The organism is uncultured Negativibacillus sp. (assembly GCF_944388365.1).
In the GTDB taxonomy this organism is placed as follows: Bacteria; Bacillota; Clostridia; order Oscillospirales; family Ruminococcaceae; genus Negativibacillus.
Window position 1 is genome coordinate 16,810 of the sequence record NZ_CALXIN010000002.1, and the last position, 21,074, is coordinate 37,883.

Here is a 21,074-nt window from a genome sequence, read left to right on the forward strand (position 1 = left end):
GGGAGACTCCAAGCGGCTTTTTATAACAGAAATTTCAAAACGGAACGGGGGATTTTCCGGTGAAAAAATATATCGTCAAGCGCGTAATAGGGTTGATTCCGCTGCTGCTGGTTGTCAGTATTTTTTCGTTTCTGATTTTGCAGGCGGCTCCGGGCAGCCCGATTGACAACTACATGCAGCCAGGCATGACAGAAGATCGGATCGAAGCATTAAAAGAAGAATATGGATTGAACGGTTCTATTGCAGAACAGTACTGGTACTGGCTCAAGCATGTGCTGCAGGGCGATATGGGAACTTCCATCAGCAAGAACAGACCGGTTACCGAGCTGATTGCCGAGCGCCTTCCGGCAACGGTATCGCTGATGGGTGCATCCCTGCTGATTTCCATCGTCTGTTCCATTCCGCTCGGTCTGATTGCAGGACTACATAAAGACCGGCCGATGGATAAAGTGATCAGCACCATCACCTATTTCGGAATTTCGATCCCTCCGTTTTGGATTGCCATGATCTCTGTGATTATTTTTGCCATCAAACTGCGATGCTTCCCGACAGGAGGCATGCACTCTCTGGATGTGGAGAGCACAGCCGATACTCTGTGGCACATGGTATTGCCTGCCTGTGTGCTGAGTCTGAACCACACAGCAGTCTACACCAAGTACATCCGCTCCAACACCATCTCACAGTTGGAGGAAGATTATGTGGTGACTGCAGTTTCCAAAGGAACCAACAAAAATATCATTCTGTTCTGCCATGTGCTCAAAAACTGCCTGCTGCCGATCATCACACTGATCGGTATGAATATCGCCGGATTGGTGTGCGGCTCCTTCATCATCGAGAACATCTTCTCCTGGCCAGGCATTGGACGTCTGTGCATGGAAGCAGTCGGAGGCAGGGATTATCCTGTAATCATGGGATACACCATGTTCTCCTGTCTGATTTTGATTGTCGGCAATCTGGTTGCGGATGTCCTGTATGCGGTCGCTGACCCGAGAATCAGGGAAGGGATGGGTAGAAAATAATGGATAAGAGATTTCAACGTGTCAAGGTACAGGAAACAAACACCGAGGCCCGCTATGAACGAGGTCTGGTCGGAGATATTTTGCACACACTCAAGGGAAACAGGCTGGCAATGCTCTGCGTGGTTATCCTGGTGATCATCACATTGATGGCGATTTTGGCTCCACTCAGTCCGTATGACCCAGATGCACAGGATTATATGGCGATTTTGCAGCCGCCTTCATCTGAACACTGGTTTGGAACCGATGAACTGGGACGCGACTACTTTACCCGTGCTCTTTACGGCGGCAGAATCTCGCTGACTGTCGGCTTTTTGTCGATGCTGCTGTCGGTCACCATCGGAACACTGATTGGAACTTTCAGCGGTTATATGGGCGGCAAGGTGGACACCCTGCTGATGCGCTTCACCGATTTGTTTATGTCAGTGCCGAGTATGATGCTGATGGTTGTTATCAACGCTATTTTTCCGCCGAAGTTATATTCTGTTATTATCATTTTAGGCCTGTTTGAGTGGTGCCAGGTGGCCCGAATCACCCGTGCGGAGACGCTGGCGCTCAAACAGAGGGACTATGTGATTGCAGCAAAGCATCTGGGAGCAAGCCACAAACGAATCATCTTTAAACACATCATCCCCAACATGAGCTCGTCCATCATTGTAGCGGGCAGTCTGGCAGTTGCACGTGCCATTCTGACCGAGTCGGCACTGAGCTTTTTGGGTCTGGGTGTCCAGCTTCCGAAGGCATCCTGGGGCACCATGCTGCAGAGCGCCCAGATGTATATGACCGATGTGCCTACGCTGGCAGTATTCCCGGGCGTCTTTATCATGCTGACCGTGTTCAGCTTTAATATCCTGGGAGATGCTCTGCGGGTTGCTCTGGAACCAAAGATGATCAAGTGATGAGGTGAAGAAATGAAGAATCTGATTGACGTCAAAAATCTGAGAGTTTCTTATCATACCTATGCCGGTGAGGTACAGTCTGTCCGTGGCGTCACCTTCTCTGTACAGGAAGGCGAAACACTTGCCATCGTTGGTGAGTCGGGATGCGGCAAATCGGTGACAGCAAAGACAATCATGGGACTGATCGCTACTCCTCCAGGGGAAATCAAAGAGGGCAGCGAGGTTGTTCTGGACGGAAAGGATATTTTAAAGCAGACCGAAAAGGAATGGGAAGCCTATCGCGGCGCGACCTGTTCGATGATTTTTCAGGATGCACTGACCTCGCTCAATCCTACCATGAATGTGGAAAAACAGATTATGGAAAATATCCGCAATCACTATCCGGTTTCCAAGGAGGAAGCGAGAAAGGAGACGCTTCACATGCTGGAACTGGTGGGAATTCCTGACCCACAGGCCTGCATGAAAAAATATCCGCACCAGCTCTCCGGCGGTATGCGCCAGAGGGTAATGATCGCGATTGCACTGGCGGGCAAGCCGAAGGTACTGATTGCGGATGAGCCGACCACGGCGCTGGATGTGACGATTCAGGCGCAGATTATTGACCTGATGAAGGAACTGCAGAAAAAGCTGGGAACGACCATCATCCTGATTACCCACGATCTCGGCGTAGTGGCCAATATTGCCGATCACATCGTGGTGATGTATTCGGGCAAGATTATGGAAAAGGGCGATGTCCGCCAGATTTTCTATGGACACAAACACCCCTATACCTGGGCACTGCTGAAGGCGGCTCCTAATCTGGAACTGAGCAATAAACAGCCGCTGATCTCGATCGAGGGTACACCGCCCGACCTGATCGACCCGCCAAAGGGCTGTCCGTTTGCAGCCCGCTGCAAGTACTGCATGAACATCTGCACCACCGAAGCACCGGAAGAATATGAGTTTGAACCAGGACATACGGCAGCGTGCTGGCTGTATCATCCGGAGTCGGGATATGCAGATATTGATTTTAGCAGGGAGGGAGAGTAAAATGGGAGACAAAAAGCCGATTTTGGAAGTCAAACACCTGAAAAAATATTTTCCCGTCGATGCAAAGCACACGCTCAAAGCGGTGGACGATGTCTCCTTCACCATCTATGAGGGCGAAACACTGGGCATCGTGGGAGAGTCCGGCTGCGGTAAGACCACCTGCGGACGAACCTGTATCGGTGTCTATGAGGCGACATCCGGCGAGGTACTGTACAAGGGCAAGGACATCAACAAGATGACGGCAGCGGAGAGAAAGGAATTTACCAAGAAGGTACAGATGATCTTCCAGGACCCGTATTCTTCGCTCGACCCCAGAATGAAGGTGCACGACATCATCGCGGAAGGAATGCAGATTCACAAGCTGGTTTCCTCCAAGGCGGAGGAGATCAAGGCGGTACAGAGCCTGCTGGAACAGGTCGGACTGAATCCGGAGCATGCCAGCCGTTATGTCCATGAATTTTCCGGCGGACAGCGTCAGCGCATCGGTATTGCGAGGGCACTGGCAGTCAATCCGGAATTTCTGATGTGCGATGAGCCGATCTCCGCGCTGGACGTATCGGTGCAGGCACAGGTGGTCAATCTGTTGGTCAAATTGCAGAAGGAACGCGGACTGACCTGCATGTTCATCGCCCATGACCTGTCGATGGTAAAGCATATTTCTGACAGGGTAGGAGTGATGTACCTGGGCAACCTGGTGGAGCTTGCTGACTCGGATGCATTGTATCAGCATCCACTGCACCCCTACACCAAGGCTCTGCTGTCGGCAATTCCGGTTCCGGACCCTGACATCGAGCGGCAGAGAAACCAGATTCGTCTGGAAGGCGAGGTGCCCAGCCCGATGAATCCGCCGGCAGGCTGCCATTTTTGCAATCGCTGTTCCTATGCAATGGAAGAATGCAGCTGTCAGACGCCGGTGATGCGCGAGGTAGAGCCAGGTCATTTTGTGGCCTGCCACCTGTATGACGAGATGAAATAAACAAGTTCAAGAGGTGAGAGCATGAAAACATTCGACAAAGAGGAGCTGTTGAAGGCAAAGATTCCCTGTGACGAAACAGGGATTACCGTCAAAACAGGGCTGTGCGGCTTTTGCGGAGATGCCTGTCTGGTCGATGTCTATTGCAGAGACGGCAAGGTGATCAAGGTGGAGGGCAACAAATCGCAGCCGTCATCCTGCGGACATGTCTGTGTCAAAGGTGCCGCTTTAAAACAGGCGTTGTACAGTCCAAAACGTTTGTTGTACCCGATGAAGCGGGTTGGAGAACGGGGTGAGGGCAAGTTTGAGCGGATCAGCTGGGAGCAAGCTTATCAAACGATTGCGGAGAAGCTTAATCAGTCGAAGGAACAGTACGGAGCAAAGTCCACCCTGTTCTATGTGGGACATCCCAAGTGGTTTCGTGCTCAGGCCACCGATCTGGCGAATGCCTACGGTACACCAAACTTTGGCACCGAATCCAGCACCTGCGCCTATGCAGTGATGATGGCCTGCCAGTGCAACTTTGGCAGAACGGTCAGAATGCCTCCGGCGGACCTCAGAAACTGCAAGGTGTTGTGTGTTTGGGCAGGTAATCCGCTTCACACCACGCCGCTTACCCGACTGCCTGGATTTTTGAAAGCGTTGGAACGGGGCGTCAAGCTGATCGTCATTGATCCAAGATGTACTCCTACCAGCGAACATGCCGATATTCACCTTCGTCCGCTGCCTGGTACCGACGGAGCGCTGGCGCTGGGCATGGCGCGGGTTATCATCACCGAGGGATTGCAAAATCAGGAATACATTGATAAATATACAACTGGTTATGAAGCGTACAAAGAATACGTGATGGAGTTTACACCGGAGAAGGTGGAGCAGCTGACCGGCGTCCCGAAGGAGGACATGATTGCAGCAGCTCGTCTGATGGCGACACAAGCACCCTGCCCGATTCAGCTGTCAGCTTCACCGCTGGTGCACAATATCAACGGCGTGCAGAATGTCCGCGCAATCACCCTGTTGATGGCGCTGACCGGCAGTTTTGGTGTGCAGGGAGGTTCGATGGCACCTGGACCTGGCCGTGCAATGCTCAAAGGTGGTATGACAGGCGGTGTGAGGGAGCGCGTCCATGCACAGCAGGACCTCAGCCACGAGCAGTTTCCAGCGTGGGCAAAGCTGTCCTCGCAGGAGGTGCAGGTGACAAGACTGGCCGACTACATCGAAGGAAAGGGAGATTATCCCATCAAGACGGTGCTTGCCTTTGGAATGAATCACCACATGTGGCCGCGTCCTGATCGCATCGAAAAGGCGCTCAAGCAGCTGGACTTTTTTGTCGATGTCGACCTGTACATGACCGACACCTGCCGGTATGCGGACATTGTGCTGCCGTCGCAGACATCACTGGAGCGAGAACAGCTGCAGGTTCTCGGGATGGATACCGTCTTTTATCAGGGCCATGTGGTCGAACCGATGGGAGAGGCACGCAGCGATATGGATATTCTGGCAGGACTGGCGGACAGCCTGGGACTTCCTCTTGGGAATGATCCACAGATTCGCAGCCACGAAGATTATTTGAGGATGGCAGTTTCGGGAACCGGACTGACGCTGGAGGAGGTTAAGGATGCGCCCGAGGGAACAAAGGCCAAACGGACTCTGCCTGGCAAAACCTCCGAGGAGATTTTGCAGGTCAAGACTCCAAGCGGAAAGATCGAGTTTGTTTCAAGCATATTGGAATCCTGCCACAAACCAGGCCATGAGGGTCTGCCGGTTTATCATGATTACAGAGAGCAGCTGCCGCTGGAGGCGTATCCGCTGATTCTCTCGACGGGCAGCCGCAAGCCGCAGTTTTTCCACTCCAGAACCTATCGCATCCCGTGGCTGGCTAAGCTGGAGGAATATCCGCTGGCGGAAGTGCATCCCAAGGATGCTCACAAGCTGGGAATGCAGGATGGAGAGGTGGTCATTCTGTCCACGCCGGTGGGAAGCATGGAGTTTGTTCTGAGCGAGAATTCCTCCACGCTCAAAGGAACGGTCAATATCTACCATGGAGCAGGAGAGAAGGACATCAACTATTTGATGGATGATACCTATCTTGACCCGATCTCCGGTTTCCCTGGCTTTAAATCCTACTGCTGCCGGTTGCAAAAGAAGGAGGTTTCCCATGGCTAGGATCGTATGTGATGAGAACAAATGTTCTGGGTGTCTTGCTTGTGTTGTCGCCTGTATGGATCAGCACTACGAGGAAACGCAGGAGGACGCTGTATCTTTGCGCCTCTATGAGAAAAAGGTTTTTCCGAGTGGATTGGTGCGCTATGCGACCCGCAGCTGTCTGCACTGTACAGCTGCCGCCTGCATGGAAGCGTGTCCGATGCAGGTATTTGAACGAACAGAGAACGGGTTTGTCGTCGCTGCCAACAGGGAGCGGTGCATCGGCTGCAAAAAGTGTGCAGCTGCCTGCCCGTTCGATGTTCCCCGATTTGATGCGGAAAACAAGGTGGTCAAATGTGACGGCTGTGCTGTCAGGGTTGCCTGCGGGCTGGAACCGGCCTGTGTCCGTGTCTGCAACACCGGTGCACTCAAGCTGGTGCCGTAAGAAAAAGAGATTTCAAGAGTTATACAGTGGCCCTGGTAGGTGGAATTTATAGAGGCGTTGATGATTAACTTTTTACACAGTGTCTCAAATACTGGTTGAGCACTGTGGCAAAACAGACGAATATAGATAGCGGAAAGGAGAGAAAGTAAGAGCGATAAACTACTGCATCATAAAAAGTTTGTGTAGTAAGTGACCAGAAGGGAACAAGATTACAATAGTTCAATCCCCCTTGACTGCACCGTTCATTATCATAGAAAGTGGTGTAGTACAAAAAGCCTCCACCCAGAAATTTTCCAGGTGGAGGTTATATTTGATGCTGATAAAAAGGAATGCGTTCGGTACAATCTCCGAACGCATTCCTTTTAGTTTTAGTTTTAGTTTTAGTTTCTGAACCCTGATTTGCTTTTATAAATTGCCGCTCTCCATTTGTTAAAACGGATTTTCAGTTGGATAAGGCAGATGCTTTGGCTGATTGTAGGAGATATCAGTTACACCAAGGTAGCGGAAAAGCTCAAACAGCGCTTTTCCATGATGGCCAAAGGCTACCGCTCCATGATGCGGATACTGCTTCTCGATCAGGACATGGCGGTAGAAACGGTTCATCTCGGGGATTGCGAAGATGCCGATCGAACCAAAGCTCTCGGTCGGTACATCCAGCACTTCACCCTGAGCGATGTATGCGCGCAGTTTGGTGTCCGCAGTGGACTGGAGGCGGTAGAAGGTGATGTCTCCGGCTTTGATGTCGCCCTCCATAGTGCCGCGGGTGATATCCGGCTCCGGCAGATCCGGTTCCAGGTCGCGCTTCATGATGAGCTGATAGCCCATGTGCGGATTTTTAAGCAGGCTCGAGCAGGTGTTTCCGCAGTGGAAGCCCATGAAGGTTTCGTTCAGGCGGTAGGAGGTGTTTGGCTGGATGCTCTTTTGGTAGATGGAGGCAGGAACGGTGTTGTTGATGTCCAGCAAAGTGACCGCTGACTGGGAGATGCACACGCCGATATACTCGGAGAGTGCGCCGTAGATGTCCACCTCACAGCTGACCGGAATGCCGCGGCCGGTCAGGCGGGAATTTACATAGCACGGAACAAAGCCGAATTCGGTCTGGAATGCCGGCCAGCATTTGTTTGCAAATGCTGCATACTGCGAGCAGCCCAGATGTTCCTTCATCCAGTCCTCCAATGTCAGCTCGTACTGGGCAAGTCTTGGCAGAACACCGGCATAAGGATTGTTGCTGCCCAGTTCTTCTGCCATCTCGGCAGCCTTGGCAGGGATGCGCGGATCGTGTTTGTGCTTGTTGTATGCGACCAGAAGATCGAGCTCGGAGTGTTCCTCCACCGCAACACCAAGGTCATACAGCGCCTTGATCGGAGCATTGCAGGCAAGGAAATCATTTGGACGAGGTCCAAAGGCGAAGATTTTCAGTCCACGAAGTCCCAGCAGCGCAGTAGCAACCGGAAGAAATTCGCGAATCTGCTGAGCAACTTCCTGTGCGGTACCGCAGGGATATTCGGGAATGTACACTCTCTTGTTGCGCAGTCCCAGATTGTAGCTGGCGTTGAGCATGCCGCAGAATGCGTCGCCGCGTCCGTCGTGCAGGTCGCCGTCTCCTTCGGCAGCGCTGGTATACATCAATGGACCATCAAACATGTCCGCAATCATGGTTTCCGGTGTTTCCGGTCCGAAGTTACCGAGATAAACACACAGGGCATTGACGCCGGCAGCCTTGACATCTTCGACAGCTTTGCGGGCATCCAGTTCATTTTCCACGCAGACAGGACATTCATAGAGTCCCTCACCAAAAGCAGCTTTTACTGCGGCGCGGCGGCGTTCAGACAGGGCACGTGGAAAGCAGGAACGGGAAACAGCGATCAGTCCCATTTTTACCTGAGGAATATTTGTAATCATCTTTTTCTCTCCTTTATCGTTTTGATTTCTTTTTCCCAGTGAGGATATTTTATTTTTTACAGAGCTGCAAGGCTCAATGCAGGGTAGAGGTTCCTGAGCGTTGGGTACAGAGTGCGGAACACCTGATACCGCTCTTCATAGCGGGCAGCGATGAGCGGATCGGGCTGATAGATGGTGCGCTCGGAGTGCAGTTTCTCGCAGGCCTGCTGCACCGAATCAAAGGCTCGGCAGGCAACCATGGCAAGGACAGCGGCTCCATAACCGGCGCCCTCTTCGAGAAGAGGAACCTGAATCTCCATGTTCAGAACATTTGCCATGATTTTGCGCCAGAGCAGGCTTTTTGCACCGCCGCCGCACAGACCGCTGCTGGTTACCTGGATACCCAGCGAACGGGCAATCTCCACCGAGTCGCGGATGGCAAAGGCAACGCCCTCCATCACTGCCTGGGTCATCTGCGCACGGGAGGTGTCCATGCTCATGCCAAGGAAGGCGCCGCGTGCGGATGGGTCATTGTGCGGAGAGCGCTCTCCCATCAGATAAGGCAGGAAGAAGACAGGATTTCTGCCCAGCTGATCGTCGTGGATGCAGTCCTGTTCCTGTGCGTCCGAGTCTGCCCGCAGGATGTCCCTGCTCCACCAGCCATAAGCGGAGGCGGCGGAAAGGATACAGCCCATCAGATGATAGCTGCCGTCGGCGTGCGCGAAGGCGTGCAGATTTCCCTCAGGAGGCAGGCGGAATTCTTTCGAGGAAATAAAGACCGTGCCGGAAGTACCGAGCGAGATATTGCAGGCGCAGTCGCCCACCGTCTGGGTTCCCACAGCAGAGGCGGCATTGTCACCGGCTCCTGCCGCAACGACCGTATCCGGTGACAAGCCGAGAGAAGCGGCGATGGATGGTAGGACTGTGCCGACAGGTTCATAGCTTTCATACAAGCGCGGCATCTGTTCTTCCGAAATGCCGCAGTAGCGGAGCATCTCCTGCGACCAGCAGCGGTTTTTGACGTCCAGCAGCAGCATACCGGAAGCATCGGACAGATCACAGCTGTGCACACCGGTCAAACGATAGACAAGGTAGTCTTTAGGCAGCATGATCTTTCGGATTCTGGAAAATAGCTGTGGTTCGTGCTCCTTCATCCACAGCAATTTAGGTGCGGTAAAGCCGGCAAAGGCGATGTTTCCGGTGAGGGAGAGCAGCCGCTCCTTGCCAAAATCGTTGTTGAGCTTCTCTGTCTCTTTTGCGGTTCGTCCGTCGTTCCACAGGATAGCAGGGCGGATGACAGCATCGTTTTTATCCAGCACGACCAGACCGTGCATCTGTCCTCCAACTGCAAGACCCGCTATCTGGGAGGTGTCCTCTCCGTCCAGAAGCTCTGGAATGCACTGACACAGTGCATTCCACCAGTCATCAGGATTCTGCTGGGACCAGCCAGGCTGCGGAAATTCCAGCGGATAGCTGCGGGAAGCGGTTTTGCAAACCTTGCCGGTTTGATCGACCAGCAGAACCTTCATCGAGGAAGTGCCCAGATCGACACCAAGATATAGCATGGGATTCACCTCGGATTTCAATTTGTCGTTTATTCTAAAAAAGATGTCAGAATAAAGATTGCTTTTGTTATTTTATCACGAGATACTTTTCCATGCTAGGTTCATTTTAGATGAATTTTTCTGAATTTCCTCATCGTTTTTTCCAGAAAGACAGAAAATCATCTTGGACATCCTGAAAATTATCGGTATCGAAATCAATCTTTCCTGTGCAAAGCGCATTCCTTCTTCGGAGAGGTCGCCGATCAATCCCAGAGAGCTGAACAGGTCGCTGTGCGGCGAAAGCGGCGGCAGCTGACGGCCGTCCGCTGTCTGTCTGTTTTGCGGAGCACGGGTGACCGCCTGAAGTGCAACATCTGCACCATCTCCAAATCCAAGTGCATAGAAGTTGTCCTGCTTAATCATGGTGACAGGATGTATTGATGCCAATACGGCGCTGGGCTATTTTTGAAATGCCAACGGCATTATGATGATGGCAATGTTTGTCGTCGCGGCAGGATTCAGCAAGACACAGTTTGTAAAGAATGTTTCCAGCAGCATCACACATATCGCAAAGGGAAGCCTGACAATAATCATGGCGGTATATCCTGTACTAATGCGGTGTATGAAGGCTATCATGCAGCCTTGGATATTCTGTAATCAGTCTGGCAGGATATGTTTTAGAATCTGTCTTGATAAGACAAAAGAGGAGAAGCCTTCCAGCAGGATTCTCCTCTTTTACTTTTTGGAACCAGTTTTTAACGAACAAATCAAAATTGGTAGAAATGATGAAAACTCAACGCTGCAGCAATATAAAAACTTTAAACCAAAAGAGCAGCCTTTTTTTAATGTTGTTGTAGTCCAATCGGTAGCTTGATAAGTTTTATTGTTTGAGATATAGTTATATTAAGTAGGTCAGCACAGCTGTTAGAGAAACGAAAGATTTTATCTTCGCGATGATCTGAAGAGCATGACTTGATAAAACAATTTTTAAAAAGAAGAAGTGGAATCAGATGAAAAAACAGGGAATCTATCAAACCGATCTGGGAATTGGAAACGGCTGGATTCACTTTGGCAGCAAAGATGGAGCACCGTTCAGCCAGCTTTCCTTCATTGACATCGGTGACATGAACAACGACTGTGAAAAAACAGAAATCGACGGAACTCACATGGAAATTACGGTGATGCTCAATCATATGCCGAGCAAAATTCAAATTGACATGGAAACAGAAAAGGGATGCTTTGATGTGCTCAGCATCGGTTTTCATAAGGATTTGGAATTGCAGCTGATCGGAGATACCCCTGATTTTAAAAAGCATCACATCGTCGTACCGGAGAAAAATATCCAGCAGCTGCAGGCTCATCAGGAGTACACTAATGAGCCAGCCGAAAACCAGCTGCATTTTGTACTGGATGACCCAGACGTGCTTTGTTATGCCAAAAAGCATGGAATTGACGTGGAAAATCACCACGATTTGACAAGCTGCCTTGCCATTATGGATCGTCTGTGTCAGGTCATCCAGCAGGATGGAGTCAACTATACACACGATAAGGACAACTGCGGCACCATCGCTCAGATGGAATATGCATTTGCACACAACCACCGCACCAACTGCAGAGGAATCGCGATGATTCTGGCGGGTATTCTGCGCGCTTATGGTTACCGTGCAAGTGCAGTAGAATGCAGGCCGCTTGCCGGCGATGTCCATGTGGTCTGTGAGGTTTATCTGGAGAATCTTCACAAATGGGCGATGCTTGATCCGACCAACAATTTGGTTTATTACAGGGAGACAACACCGCTGTCCCTGATGGAGCTTCGGGAGGCCATGATAGAACATGCACAGCTGAGCTGCAATGAGAACGCCGGCAAAAACGGAGAAAAAGCGGACGTCATGTCTCTTTTGGCATTCATGAGCAACAAACTGTTTTACTTTGTCAAGGCGATCGACTCCTGTGAGGATAAGACCATTTGCAATGAAAATGCAATCTGCCTGACCTCGAAGGATTTGATTTGTGAGGACAGTGAGTGGAAGATCACCACCAACAATCTGGAAGCTTACTATCAGAACTATTAAAGAAATACACGATGTCAGACAAGCTATTCTAAACGAAAGTCTACATAATACAGATGATATGTCTGCCAAAAGGCGGCAGGTAGGAAATAACCTACCTGCCGCCTTTTTTCTTCGATAAGCAAATTTTATTTTTCCTATACTAACGTCACAAAAGTGAAAAAATGTTCCGCTTTAAAGGATTGCTCTTAGGAGGAGCAAAGGATGTTTACAATCTGCATTATTTATTCAGATTGCGATGTATTATTTTAATCTCTTTGTTTGATGTACAAAATATCCAATAAAAAATACATTTATATTTAAAAATAAACGAAAAGATTATTTGGTGAAGAAAAGGTGTTGACACTGAAAAAAAACGGGTGATATTATATGAGTGAAAAAAATATTATAATTATGAAATAAGAAACAAGGCAGGAATCTGTTTTAAAAATAAACAAGAAAGGAGAAATCAATATGAATCATGAGATGCCAACGATTCGAAAAGCTGTTTTGATTGATGACCGGCGAATTGAGCTGTACTGGAATACACAGGTGCGTCGCGCCGACTGCGAGAAAAACTTCCTGGTAAAATATGACGGAGAAAAGCAGGAACTGTTTCACTGGAAGAGCGACATGGAATGGAGCTATGGAACGCTGTACCAGAAAGAAACCATGCGCACGACCTTGTCGCTTTCTAAACCGGTGGATTTCAGCTGTGCATCAAAGCTGACCGTGCAGGTGCTCTCAGAGGTGGAAGATCTGCAGGATCGGCCGGCGGATTATACCAAGGTTTATCCGGTGGTATATGAGCCATATTATGTCACCGAGCTTACAACCAACTGCGGCATTGTAGTGAAGGCGGGCAAAACAGTGCAGCGAAGCAGCGTGGAAAAAGCAGCTGTCATCATTGACATGATGCTGGAAAAACTTCCGCAGGTTGCACAGGAACTGGTTCGACGGGGAGCATCGGTTGCCGTGTACGGACTCAAGGAGAATGCTTTTGATGTGCCAGGACACCGGATGGGTTATCTGCTGGCGACGCGGCATATTGAAGGTTTTGGCGGTGAGATGACCAATCCGCTTTCGTCCATTTCGGAGGCAAATGTCATCCGACTGCGCAGCGGAAGATATGCGACCAGCTATCCTCACGAGATGATTCTGGTGCACGAGTTTGGTCACGCCATCCACCTGGTAGGTATGGATGGACTGGAGGACAAAACGCTCAGCAATCGTGTCAAGGAATGTTATCAGCACGCAAAGGACAGCGGACTTTGGCATGATACATACGCAATCAGCAACCACGAAGAATACTTTGCAACGCTGGGAACCATCTGGTTCAATGTGATGCAGGAAGGTGTGGATGGACGCTGGGATGGCATCCGCGGACCGGTCAACACCCGCAGAGAGCTGGAAGAATATGACCCGCAGGGCTATGAACTGATGAGGGACATCTATCCATATCATCTGCTGCCGGCTCCATGGGATCATAACACCGACCATTATGATATCAACGGAAATCTTCGCGCATCCGTGCAAACGTATGATCTGGGTCCAGACAAATTTGAATGGGATTTTATCAAATAAAATCGTAGAGCAATATTGGGGGAATTCTTATGACAAATCCTGTACAGACAAGTACAAGTCAGATTGCGCAGCTGCGCAGCCAGAAAAGCTTCTTTGGTCATCCAAAGGCGATTGGAACACTGAGCTTTATGCAGTTGTGCAACTCGTTTGCAAACTACGGCATGAGCGCCATCCTGGTTTACTACCTGTATGCGGCAGCACCGGAAGGCTTTGGCTTCACACAGGAAAATGCAGCTCAGCTGGTTTCGCTGTATTCGGCAGTATCCATTTTGACCGGTATCATCGGCAGCTACGTTGCTGACCGTGTGCTTGGTCCAAGAAAAGCACTGGGTCTGGCAAGAAGTGTTCAGGCTGTTGCATATCTGTGCTTGGCAATTCCATTCTTTGGCGTATACGGCTATGTTGCCAGCCAGGCACTGCTCTGTCTGGGCACCATGCTCTCCGGCCGAAGCCTGGAAGCACTGACCGGCAAAATGTATGAAAAAGAGGATAAACGCCGCGACGGTGCGTTTGCAATTTCGTATGTTATTTCCAATATCGGTGCAGCTGCTCCGGCAATCTCCGGTACCGTTGCATTGATGACCGGCTACAATGTTGCATTTGCAATGTGTGCAGTTTTCGCAGTTCTTGGTGTTGTCAGCTACTATGCAACCGAGAAAAAATTCTTTGGCCCAATCGGTCAGGAACCAGATGACCCACTGTCTCCAGAGAAAAAGAAATCCTTCATGGTAAAATTTGTGGTTGCTGTGGTAGCAGCTGTTGTTGTAATGGCAGTTCTGTTCACCACCGGTATCCTCACCATCAACGTATTTGCAAACTTCATGAGCACCGCGGCAATCTTTATTCCGGTCATCTATCTGATCTACATCATCAAGAGCCCTAAGACAGAAAAAGAAGAATCCAAACATGTGCTGTACCTGATCCCAATGTACGTATGTAACTGCTTTGCAATGCTGGTATGGACACAGTCCACCTCCATTCTGGCGATCTATGCAGAACAGAGAGTTAACAGAAATCTGTTTGGCTTTGAAATCACACCAGCAGCGTTCCAGACTCTGCCGGCAGTTCTGGCAATTATCTTTGGTATCATCGTCACCGCACTCTGGACAAAACTTGGCAAAAAAACAGCCGTCCGCTCCGACCAAAATCGGTATCGGAACCATCTTCTGGGGCTGTGGTCCGCTGTTTATGATTATTCCATTTGTTCTGTATGCAGCAGATGTCAAAGTAAGTCCAATGTGGCTTGTTATGTTCTATGTTCTGATTATCTTTGGTGAGGCAATCACCAATGCGGTTAGCTATTCCTCCGCTTCTCTGGTTGCACCAAAAGCATTTACCACCCAGATGATGACCGTATGGAGCATGAGCCAGTCTACCGGTGCTGCACTGAGCACCCTGGCAGTTAACTTCTATCACGAGGGTTCGGAAGCTACCTACTTCCTGATGATCGGCGGCATCACCTGTCTGATTGGTCTGCTGGTTATGATCTTTGCAAAGAAGATCGAAAAAGGAATGGGTCTTGCTGATAGCAAGCAGGCATAATGATTAAAAAACATCCGCTCCATTTTGGTTGGAGCGGATGCTCTGGTTTGAAAGGATGGATGAACGATGAACAGCAGAATGCAATCGTTAAAATCTTCGATGCAGAAGGATAACATAGAGGCCCTGATTGTCAGCAGAGGATCGGACATCAAATATCTGACCGGATTCACCGGTGAATATGGTGTTGCAGTGCTGCTGCTGACCGCGGACAAAGATTATTTTATTACCGATGGCCGTTTTACCAATCAGGCAGAGCAGGAGACTGAAGGTCTGGAAGTCAGTGCATTTGCCCGCGGTTCCAGCTATTATGGACGAACCGGTGAACTGGTAAAAGCATGTGGCATCAAAGAATGCGGCATCTATGGAGAAGACATCTCCTATGCAGATTATCAGACGCTTGCAAAAGAATGTGCAGGAACGCACTTTGTACAGGCTTTTCCTTATGTAGAACATCTTCGCCGGATCAAGACACCGGAGGAAATTGCAACCATTCGCAAAGCCTGCCGCATTTCGGAGCGTTCCTTCTATGCGCTGCTTGATGTGATCAAGCCAGGTGTTACCGAAATTGACATTGCAAATGAACTGGAGTATCAGTTCCGCAGCCGCGGAGGTTCCGGCTTCTGCTTTGAAACCATCGTTGCTTCGGGACCGGACAACGGAGCAAACTGCCATGCAACAGCATCTATGCGCAAGATTCAGGAGGGCGACCTGGTCACCATCGACTTTGGTACCCGTTATCATGATTACTGTTCCGACATCACCCGCACCGTAGCGGTAGGAGAAGTTAAAAATCAGGAGCTGCTCAACATCTATCGCATCGTCCGCGACAGCAAGCGGGAGGCAGAAAAGGTATTGGGTCCTGGCCTTGCGATGAGCCAGCTGCACAAGGTTATCAATCAATATGTGGAGGAAAGAGGATACAAGATTCCACATGGTCCAGGCCACAGCTTTGGATTGGATATCCATGAAGCACCATTTATCAGCGCAGCCAACGACTATCAGCTCCAGCCAGGTGTCATCCATACCATCGAGCCAGGCATCTATGTTCCAGGAGTTGGCGGAGTCCGCATCGAGGACGACTACCTGATTACAGAAAATGGCTTTGAACGTCTGACCAACATCAGCGATGAATTGATGATCCTGTAATCCAAGAAAGGATGGACGGTATGAATTATGCACAGGCAATCGACCAGGTGAGAGATGTCGTCGTCAAGATGCGCTATCTGGAGTCGATCGACAATATTATCTACTGCGATAAATGGCATGTTTGCCCGAAAGATGGATTTTCCTATGAAGCAGAGGTCAACGCTTACCTCGCTGAAATCCGTCACGACCAGCTGGTCAATGACCATGTTGCACAGTTGGTAGCTTATTTTGAAACGGTCGACGACAGCCAGTACCAGAACGATATTGAGCGCGGTATGGTAAATTATCTGACTGCAAAATATAAAGAAGCAGTGCAGATTCCGGCACAGCTTCAGGCAAGACTCAACAAAGCCTGTTCGGAAGGCCAGCTGGAATGGGAACGCTGTGTCCATGCAAATGACTATGAATCGTTTAAACCGGTATTAAAGGAAGCCTTTGATGTCCAAAGAGAGATTGCACAGGCGATTGATCCAACAAAGCCGGTTTATCAGGTTTTGGTCAATCGTTTTGACAAGGACTTTACTTTGGAAGAAATTGACGCCATCTTTGAAAAGCTCAAGGAAGCAATTCGGGATATTCTGGCAAAAACGGAAGAAAAACGGGCAAAAATTGACACTTCTGTTTTAAAGAACGATGCGGATAAGCAAACCATGATGGAGCTTGTTCGTGAGGTGCAGAACCTTCTGGGATTTGACTGGAACAAGGGCGTCGTGTATGAGGTACACCATCCGGTCTGCACCTGTAATGGACCGCGTGACTCAAGACCTTCCACCAATTATTACGAGTTGTTCCGCAGCCTACTCGCCGCTGCCCATGAAACCGGACATGGTTTGTACAACTATAATGGCAGCGATGAGGTTGCAGCAGCTGGACTTTGGGGTGGAATTGATGGAGCAATGCACGAGTCCCAGTCGAAGTTCTATGAAAACATGGTGGGACGTACCAAGGAATTCTGGACAGCATTTTATCCAAAACTGCAGGAGAAAATCCCAAAATACCGCGATGTAAAGCTGGATGACCTGCTCAGTGCGCTGAATAAACCAATTCCAGGAACCAACCGTCTGAATGCGGATGAACTGACCGTTGACTTGCACATCATTCTGCGATATGAGCTGGAACGGGATTATTTTGAAGGCAAGGTTACGGCGGATACCATGGATCAGGCATGGAATGCAAAATACAAGGAATATCTCGGAGTGGAACCAAAAACACATGCAGAAGGCGTTTTGCAGGATGTTCACTGGGCTTCCGGTTATATCGGTTATTTCCAGGGATACACCTTGGGCGAAATTTATGCGGCACAGATGCGCCACAAAATGCTGGAGGATTGTCCAGATGCCTATGAAAAACTGGTACAGGGAGATATCAGCGTGATCAATCAGTGGCTGAAAGAGCATGTCCACCAGTATGGACAGACCTATTCAGCTCGTGAGACGTTGATCAAAGCAACAGGGGAAGATGTCAATATCCAGTATTATATTGACTATCTCCGCGATAAATTTTTAGGATAATTTCTAAAATGCATTTCATATTTCCCAAAAACAGCAGGAGAGACTAAAAGGTCTCTCCTGCTGTTTTTATTAGTGCTTTAGCAAAGAACTTTCGCCAATAAGCGAAAGTTCAACAACCGCCCGCTATGCGGGTGGATTAAGGCTTAAGCAAAGAAACATCCTTTCTGGTAAGATAGAGATTGTTCAAGCCTCTAAAAAACCAGGAAAGGATGTTTCTTATGGCAAATAGTTTAGCACATACCAAATGGGTATGCAAGTATCACATCGTTTTTACACCAAAGTACCGTCGGAAAATAATCTATAAAGAATTGAGAAAAGATATCCAGCAAATCATAAAAGATTTGTGTAAGTGGAAAGGTGTAGAAATTATAGAAGGGCATATGATGCCGGATCATGTGCATATTCTGGTAAGTATACCGCCCAAATACAGTGTATCCCAATTCATGGGATACCTCAAAGGGAAAAGTGCGATGATGATATTTGAAAGGCATGCAAACCTAAAATACAAGTTTGGGAATAGAAACTTCTGGGCAACAGGATATTATGTAAGTACAGTAGGAATCAATACTGCGACAATACAAAAATATATCCGAGAGCAAGAAAAGCAAGATCAAATAGAAGATAGTTTAAGCAAGAAGGAGTATGTAGACCCTTTCAAGGGTAGCAAGTAATCATACCACCAGAGGCTTGAACGAAGTGAAAGCCAGCGTCATTTAGGCGCTGGCTTTTATCACGGCCTTATAGGCCGCTCGTCATGCCACCCCTCTTAGGGGTGGTCATGACTTGAGCGTGCTGGCAAAACACGAAAGGTAGGACTTTGCAAATCTGGAAACCGGTTGGACGAAACGGGAAAAGCCAGATGGTATGATAGGAGTACAGGAATCAACCTACTTTTCAGGAGGTGTCAAAGATGGAGTGGCTTAATTGGGTTGAACAAGTACTTCGAAAATATGCGCAGTTTGATGGACGCAGCCGCAGAAAAGAATATTGGTATTTCATGCTGTTTTATTATTGCGTGGTCCTTGCCTTTTCGCTGCTGTCGGTGGTTGTGCTCGGCTTGATTTTGCTGAACATTTTTGTGTTGGCAATGTTTATCCCCTGTCTTGCAGTAACAGTGCGGCGACTGCACGATATCGGAAGAAGCGGAGTATGGATGCTGATCGGACTGGTACCGGTTTTGGGATGGGTGCTTCTGGTCATCTGGCTGTGTCAGGAAAGCGAGCCAGGGGATAACCGCTATGGTCCCAATCCCCTTGGACAAAAGGCTGCCTATCGTTCACCTGCGCAGAGGCCGGTTGTCAGTCAGGGCACGCTGGCGATCAAGTGTGTGTCGGGAACACTGCGAGGACATACCTATCGCATTGGCAGCGAGGGAATTGTGTTGGGACGCGCGCCCAACTGTGCTGTCCGCTACGGAGAGGGAGTTCCTGGCATCAGCAATCAGCACTGCTGTGTACGGCAGGAAAGAGGCGTTCCGGTTTTAATCGACCTCAATTCCCGATATGGAACCTGGTTGGAAAACGGCAAGAAACTGCCGCCTAACTATCCAGAGTGTCTGAGTGTTGGAAGCAAGTTTTATCTGGGTTCACCATCCAATATGTGCCAGATTATCTATATGTAAGAGAAAACAACAGGGAGGAAATCAATTATGGCAGAAATACAGAAAAAGATTAAAATTTGCCCGAACGGACATCCATACGATCCCAGCCGGTTTGAAAGCTGTCCTATCTGCAGCAACGGCGGATTTGCACCTACTCTCGACCCATTTTCGGCGGACCCAATGGGTGCAGATTTTGACATGGGAGCACAGAACAATGGTTCGTTTGCACCGACAGCACCGCCGGAAGGTGGATATCAAAATCAAGCGTATGCGCCCCAAGGCGGCTACAGCCGATTTGAACCAACCGCTATCCCAGAGGTGCGCTATTCGGGAAGAATGCAGGAAACGCAGTCGGTTGACCCGTCCACACCGGCCGGAACCTCCTCTCCGGTTGTCGGATGGCTGGTAGCGGTGGATGGTCCCTGCCGCGGAACCGACTACCGTATCCGCGTAGGATACAATTACATCGGAAGAACCAGCGGCGATATCTGCATCCATGGCGATGCGACCATCTCGGCAGAACGGGATTGCAGCGTGACCTATGTTCCGCAAACCAGAGGATTCTATATTGCGCATGAATTGGGCAAAAATCCGCTGCTGCTCAACGGCAAGCCGGTCATTCGGGAAGCAGAGCTGAAGAGCTATGACCGCATCACGATAGGAAGCACCAACCTGATATTCATTGGACTGTCGGGAGAGCAATTTGACTGGAGTGATAATTAAACGATGAATTGGATGAATTTCTTTCTTACGGTTGAAACTCCCGAGGCATCTGCTCCCGAACAGAATTTATTGAATCTGGAATTTTCTACGACAGAGATCGTACTCGGCGTTCTTGTCCTGCTGGCATTGTGTGCGGCGCTGTTTTGGTTTATCCGCAAAAAGCGGCAGCCTCAAAGGACGGGAAAGCTGCATCCGGCTGTCATCCAACAGATACGAATTGGCAAGGTTCATGGACAGGGTGCAAGGAGCTATCAGCAGGACAGCTTTGGCGTTTCTGATCCGGAGATGCTCAAAGGAAACGGGCTGCTGGCGGTGGTTGCCGACGGAATGGGCGGACTTTCGGATGGAGATAAAATCAGTACCGCCGTTGTCGAGACGGTGCTGGATGGATTTACCTATTCACAGGGCCAGGGCACACCGGAACAGGTGCTGCTGACTTTGACCCAGTGGGCAGTTCGGGAGGTCAATCGCTTTTTGGGACCTGACCACTACCGCAGCAGCGGCTCGACCATGGCGATGGGAATGATCCGTGACGGGCGTTTTTCCTGGGTCAGCGTCGGAGACAGCCGCATCTGCCTTTATCGCGGTGGACAACTGATTCAGCTCAACCGTGAACATGATCTGAAACAAAAACTGGCCTTGCAGGCAATCAACGGGGAAATTTCGCTGCAGGAGGTTTATACCAATAAACAGAAGGACGGTCTGGTCTGTTTCATGGGAATGGGAGCGCTCGATCAGGTGGATTTGCCGTCTACTCCGGTGACGCTGATTCCTGGCGACCAGCTGATCATTATGACCGATGGCATCTACAATGCGCTGGAAGAATCGGAAATCTGTGCGGCATTGGACAAGGGAGCGGAAGGTGCACCGGCGGAACTGGAACAGGCGATCCAGAAAAAGGCCTATCCAGATCAGGACAATTATACAGCAGTGATCCTGTCCTGTGAGACACAGCCTGCTTCGACTGGACGTTAAGGAGAAAGGAGCCGTA

At 49.6% G+C, this 21,074-nt stretch carries 19 protein-coding genes; 16 read left to right on the forward strand and 3 right to left on the reverse strand.

The window, feature by feature from the left end; genetic code table 11:
* Positions 1 to 59: 59 nt before the first annotated feature.
* The 6 genes from Q0L39_RS00525 to Q0L39_RS00550 are packed head-to-tail and all read left to right on the forward strand — an operon-like array spanning position 60 to position 6,504.
* The gene (locus Q0L39_RS00525; RefSeq protein ID WP_296626385.1) at positions 60 to 1,019 is read left to right on the forward strand and encodes an ABC transporter permease; all 960 of its coding nucleotides are present in this window, start codon (positions 60 to 62) and stop codon (positions 1,017 to 1,019) included.
* Positions 1,019 to 1,915: an ABC transporter permease gene (locus Q0L39_RS00530; RefSeq protein ID WP_296626386.1), complete on the forward strand. Its 897-nt coding sequence runs from the start codon at positions 1,019 to 1,021 to the stop codon at positions 1,913 to 1,915. The genes Q0L39_RS00525 and Q0L39_RS00530 overlap by 1 nt, the downstream gene beginning before the upstream one ends.
* Positions 1,916 to 1,927: 12 nt before the next feature.
* Positions 1,928 to 2,944 carry an ABC transporter ATP-binding protein gene (locus tag Q0L39_RS00535; RefSeq protein WP_296626387.1) on the forward strand — a complete coding sequence of 339 codons (1,017 nt, stop codon included), beginning with the start codon at positions 1,928 to 1,930 and terminating at the stop codon, positions 2,942 to 2,944.
* A 1-nt stretch (position 2,945) separates the two neighbouring features.
* Positions 2,946 to 3,920 carry an oligopeptide/dipeptide ABC transporter ATP-binding protein gene (locus Q0L39_RS00540; RefSeq protein WP_296626388.1) on the forward strand — a complete coding sequence of 325 codons (975 nt, stop codon included), beginning with the start codon at positions 2,946 to 2,948 and terminating at the stop codon, positions 3,918 to 3,920.
* A gap of 21 nt (positions 3,921 to 3,941) precedes the next feature.
* Positions 3,942 to 6,080, forward strand: a complete 2,139-nt coding sequence (locus tag Q0L39_RS00545; RefSeq protein WP_296626389.1) for a molybdopterin-dependent oxidoreductase — start codon at positions 3,942 to 3,944, stop codon at positions 6,078 to 6,080.
* Positions 6,073 to 6,504 (forward strand): 4Fe-4S dicluster domain-containing protein, encoded by a 432-nt coding sequence (locus Q0L39_RS00550; protein ID WP_296626390.1) that lies wholly within the window; start codon positions 6,073 to 6,075, stop codon positions 6,502 to 6,504. The genes Q0L39_RS00545 and Q0L39_RS00550 overlap by 8 nt, the downstream gene beginning before the upstream one ends.
* 429 nt (positions 6,505 to 6,933) lie before the next feature.
* Here Q0L39_RS00550 and Q0L39_RS00555 read toward each other — a convergent pair whose 3' ends face one another.
* The 3 genes from Q0L39_RS00555 to Q0L39_RS00565 form a co-directional block, all read right to left on the reverse strand.
* On the reverse strand, positions 6,934 to 8,403 hold the full coding sequence (locus Q0L39_RS00555) for a fucose isomerase (RefSeq protein ID WP_296626434.1): 1,470 nt from the start codon (positions 8,401 to 8,403) through the stop codon (positions 6,934 to 6,936).
* A 59-nt stretch (positions 8,404 to 8,462) separates the two neighbouring features.
* On the reverse strand, positions 8,463 to 9,950 hold the full coding sequence (gene xylB, locus Q0L39_RS00560; RefSeq protein WP_296626391.1) for a xylulokinase: 1,488 nt from the start codon (positions 9,948 to 9,950) through the stop codon (positions 8,463 to 8,465).
* A 75-nt stretch (positions 9,951 to 10,025) separates the two neighbouring features.
* Complete coding sequence (locus Q0L39_RS00565) at positions 10,026 to 10,376, reverse strand: hypothetical protein (protein ID WP_296626392.1); 351 nt, start codon at positions 10,374 to 10,376, stop codon at positions 10,026 to 10,028.
* 563 nt (positions 10,377 to 10,939) lie between these two features.
* Here Q0L39_RS00565 and Q0L39_RS00570 point away from each other — a divergent pair.
* The 10 genes from Q0L39_RS00570 (at position 10,940) to Q0L39_RS00610 (ending at position 21,058) form a co-directional block, all read left to right on the forward strand.
* Positions 10,940 to 12,001: a hypothetical protein gene (locus Q0L39_RS00570; protein WP_296626393.1), complete on the forward strand. Its 1,062-nt coding sequence runs from the start codon at positions 10,940 to 10,942 to the stop codon at positions 11,999 to 12,001.
* A 450-nt stretch (positions 12,002 to 12,451) separates the two neighbouring features.
* The gene (locus Q0L39_RS00575; RefSeq protein WP_296626394.1) at positions 12,452 to 13,561 is read left to right on the forward strand and encodes a hypothetical protein; all 1,110 of its coding nucleotides are present in this window, start codon (positions 12,452 to 12,454) and stop codon (positions 13,559 to 13,561) included.
* 29 nt (positions 13,562 to 13,590) lie between these two features.
* Entirely contained in the window at positions 13,591 to 14,838 is a 1,248-nt protein-coding gene (locus Q0L39_RS00580) for an oligopeptide:H+ symporter (RefSeq protein WP_366916338.1), read from the forward strand.
* Positions 14,723 to 15,103, forward strand: a complete 381-nt coding sequence (locus Q0L39_RS11640) for a hypothetical protein (RefSeq protein WP_366916339.1) — start codon at positions 14,723 to 14,725, stop codon at positions 15,101 to 15,103. Before Q0L39_RS00580 ends, Q0L39_RS11640 begins: the two co-directional genes overlap by 116 nt.
* Before the next feature lie 66 nt (positions 15,104 to 15,169).
* On the forward strand, positions 15,170 to 16,249 hold the full coding sequence (locus Q0L39_RS00585) for a Xaa-Pro peptidase family protein (RefSeq protein ID WP_296626395.1): 1,080 nt from the start codon (positions 15,170 to 15,172) through the stop codon (positions 16,247 to 16,249).
* A 20-nt stretch (positions 16,250 to 16,269) separates the two neighbouring features.
* The gene (locus Q0L39_RS00590; RefSeq protein WP_296626396.1) at positions 16,270 to 17,760 is read left to right on the forward strand and encodes a hypothetical protein; all 1,491 of its coding nucleotides are present in this window, start codon (positions 16,270 to 16,272) and stop codon (positions 17,758 to 17,760) included.
* Between the two features lie 209 nt (positions 17,761 to 17,969).
* A complete protein-coding gene (gene tnpA / locus Q0L39_RS00595; protein WP_076917642.1) occupies positions 17,970 to 18,431 on the forward strand; it encodes an IS200/IS605 family transposase in 462 nt (153 codons plus the stop codon).
* Between the two features lie 239 nt (positions 18,432 to 18,670).
* Positions 18,671 to 19,381, forward strand: coding sequence for a DUF805 domain-containing protein (locus Q0L39_RS00600; RefSeq protein ID WP_296626397.1), 711 nt, complete (start codon positions 18,671 to 18,673; stop codon positions 19,379 to 19,381).
* A 27-nt stretch (positions 19,382 to 19,408) separates the two neighbouring features.
* Positions 19,409 to 20,083: an FHA domain-containing protein gene (locus Q0L39_RS00605; protein WP_296626398.1), complete on the forward strand. Its 675-nt coding sequence runs from the start codon at positions 19,409 to 19,411 to the stop codon at positions 20,081 to 20,083.
* A 3-nt stretch (positions 20,084 to 20,086) separates the two neighbouring features.
* Entirely contained in the window at positions 20,087 to 21,058 is a 972-nt protein-coding gene (locus Q0L39_RS00610) for a protein phosphatase 2C domain-containing protein (protein WP_296626399.1), read from the forward strand.
* Positions 21,059 to 21,074 lie beyond the last annotated feature (16 nt).

Bases quoted from the DNA above. Each gene is read 5' to 3' on its own strand.
- Q0L39_RS00530 (WP_296626386.1), top strand. From the start codon at position 1,019: ATGGATAAGAGATTTCAACGTGTCAAGGTACAGGAAACAAACACCGAG.
- Q0L39_RS00535 (WP_296626387.1), top strand. From the start codon at position 1,928: ATGAAGAATCTGATTGACGTCAAAAATCTGAGAGTTTCTTATCATACC.
- Q0L39_RS00540 (WP_296626388.1), top strand. From the start codon at position 2,946: ATGGGAGACAAAAAGCCGATTTTGGAAGTCAAACACCTGAAAAAATAT.
- Q0L39_RS00545 (WP_296626389.1), top strand. From the start codon at position 3,942: ATGAAAACATTCGACAAAGAGGAGCTGTTGAAGGCAAAGATTCCCTGT.
- Q0L39_RS00550 (WP_296626390.1), top strand. From the start codon at position 6,073: ATGGCTAGGATCGTATGTGATGAGAACAAATGTTCTGGGTGTCTTGCT.
- xylB (WP_296626391.1), bottom strand. From the start codon at position 9,950: ATGCTATATCTTGGTGTCGATCTGGGCACTTCCTCGATGAAGGTTCTG.
- Q0L39_RS00570 (WP_296626393.1), top strand. From the start codon at position 10,940: ATGAAAAAACAGGGAATCTATCAAACCGATCTGGGAATTGGAAACGGC.
- Q0L39_RS00575 (WP_296626394.1), top strand. From the start codon at position 12,452: ATGAATCATGAGATGCCAACGATTCGAAAAGCTGTTTTGATTGATGAC.
- Q0L39_RS00580 (WP_366916338.1), top strand. From the start codon at position 13,591: ATGACAAATCCTGTACAGACAAGTACAAGTCAGATTGCGCAGCTGCGC.
- Q0L39_RS00585 (WP_296626395.1), top strand. From the start codon at position 15,170: ATGAACAGCAGAATGCAATCGTTAAAATCTTCGATGCAGAAGGATAAC.
- Q0L39_RS00590 (WP_296626396.1), top strand. From the start codon at position 16,270: ATGAATTATGCACAGGCAATCGACCAGGTGAGAGATGTCGTCGTCAAG.
- tnpA (WP_076917642.1), top strand. From the start codon at position 17,970: ATGTTTCTTATGGCAAATAGTTTAGCACATACCAAATGGGTATGCAAG.
- Q0L39_RS00600 (WP_296626397.1), top strand. From the start codon at position 18,671: ATGGAGTGGCTTAATTGGGTTGAACAAGTACTTCGAAAATATGCGCAG.
- Q0L39_RS00605 (WP_296626398.1), top strand. From the start codon at position 19,409: ATGGCAGAAATACAGAAAAAGATTAAAATTTGCCCGAACGGACATCCA.
- Q0L39_RS00610 (WP_296626399.1), top strand. From the start codon at position 20,087: ATGAATTGGATGAATTTCTTTCTTACGGTTGAAACTCCCGAGGCATCT.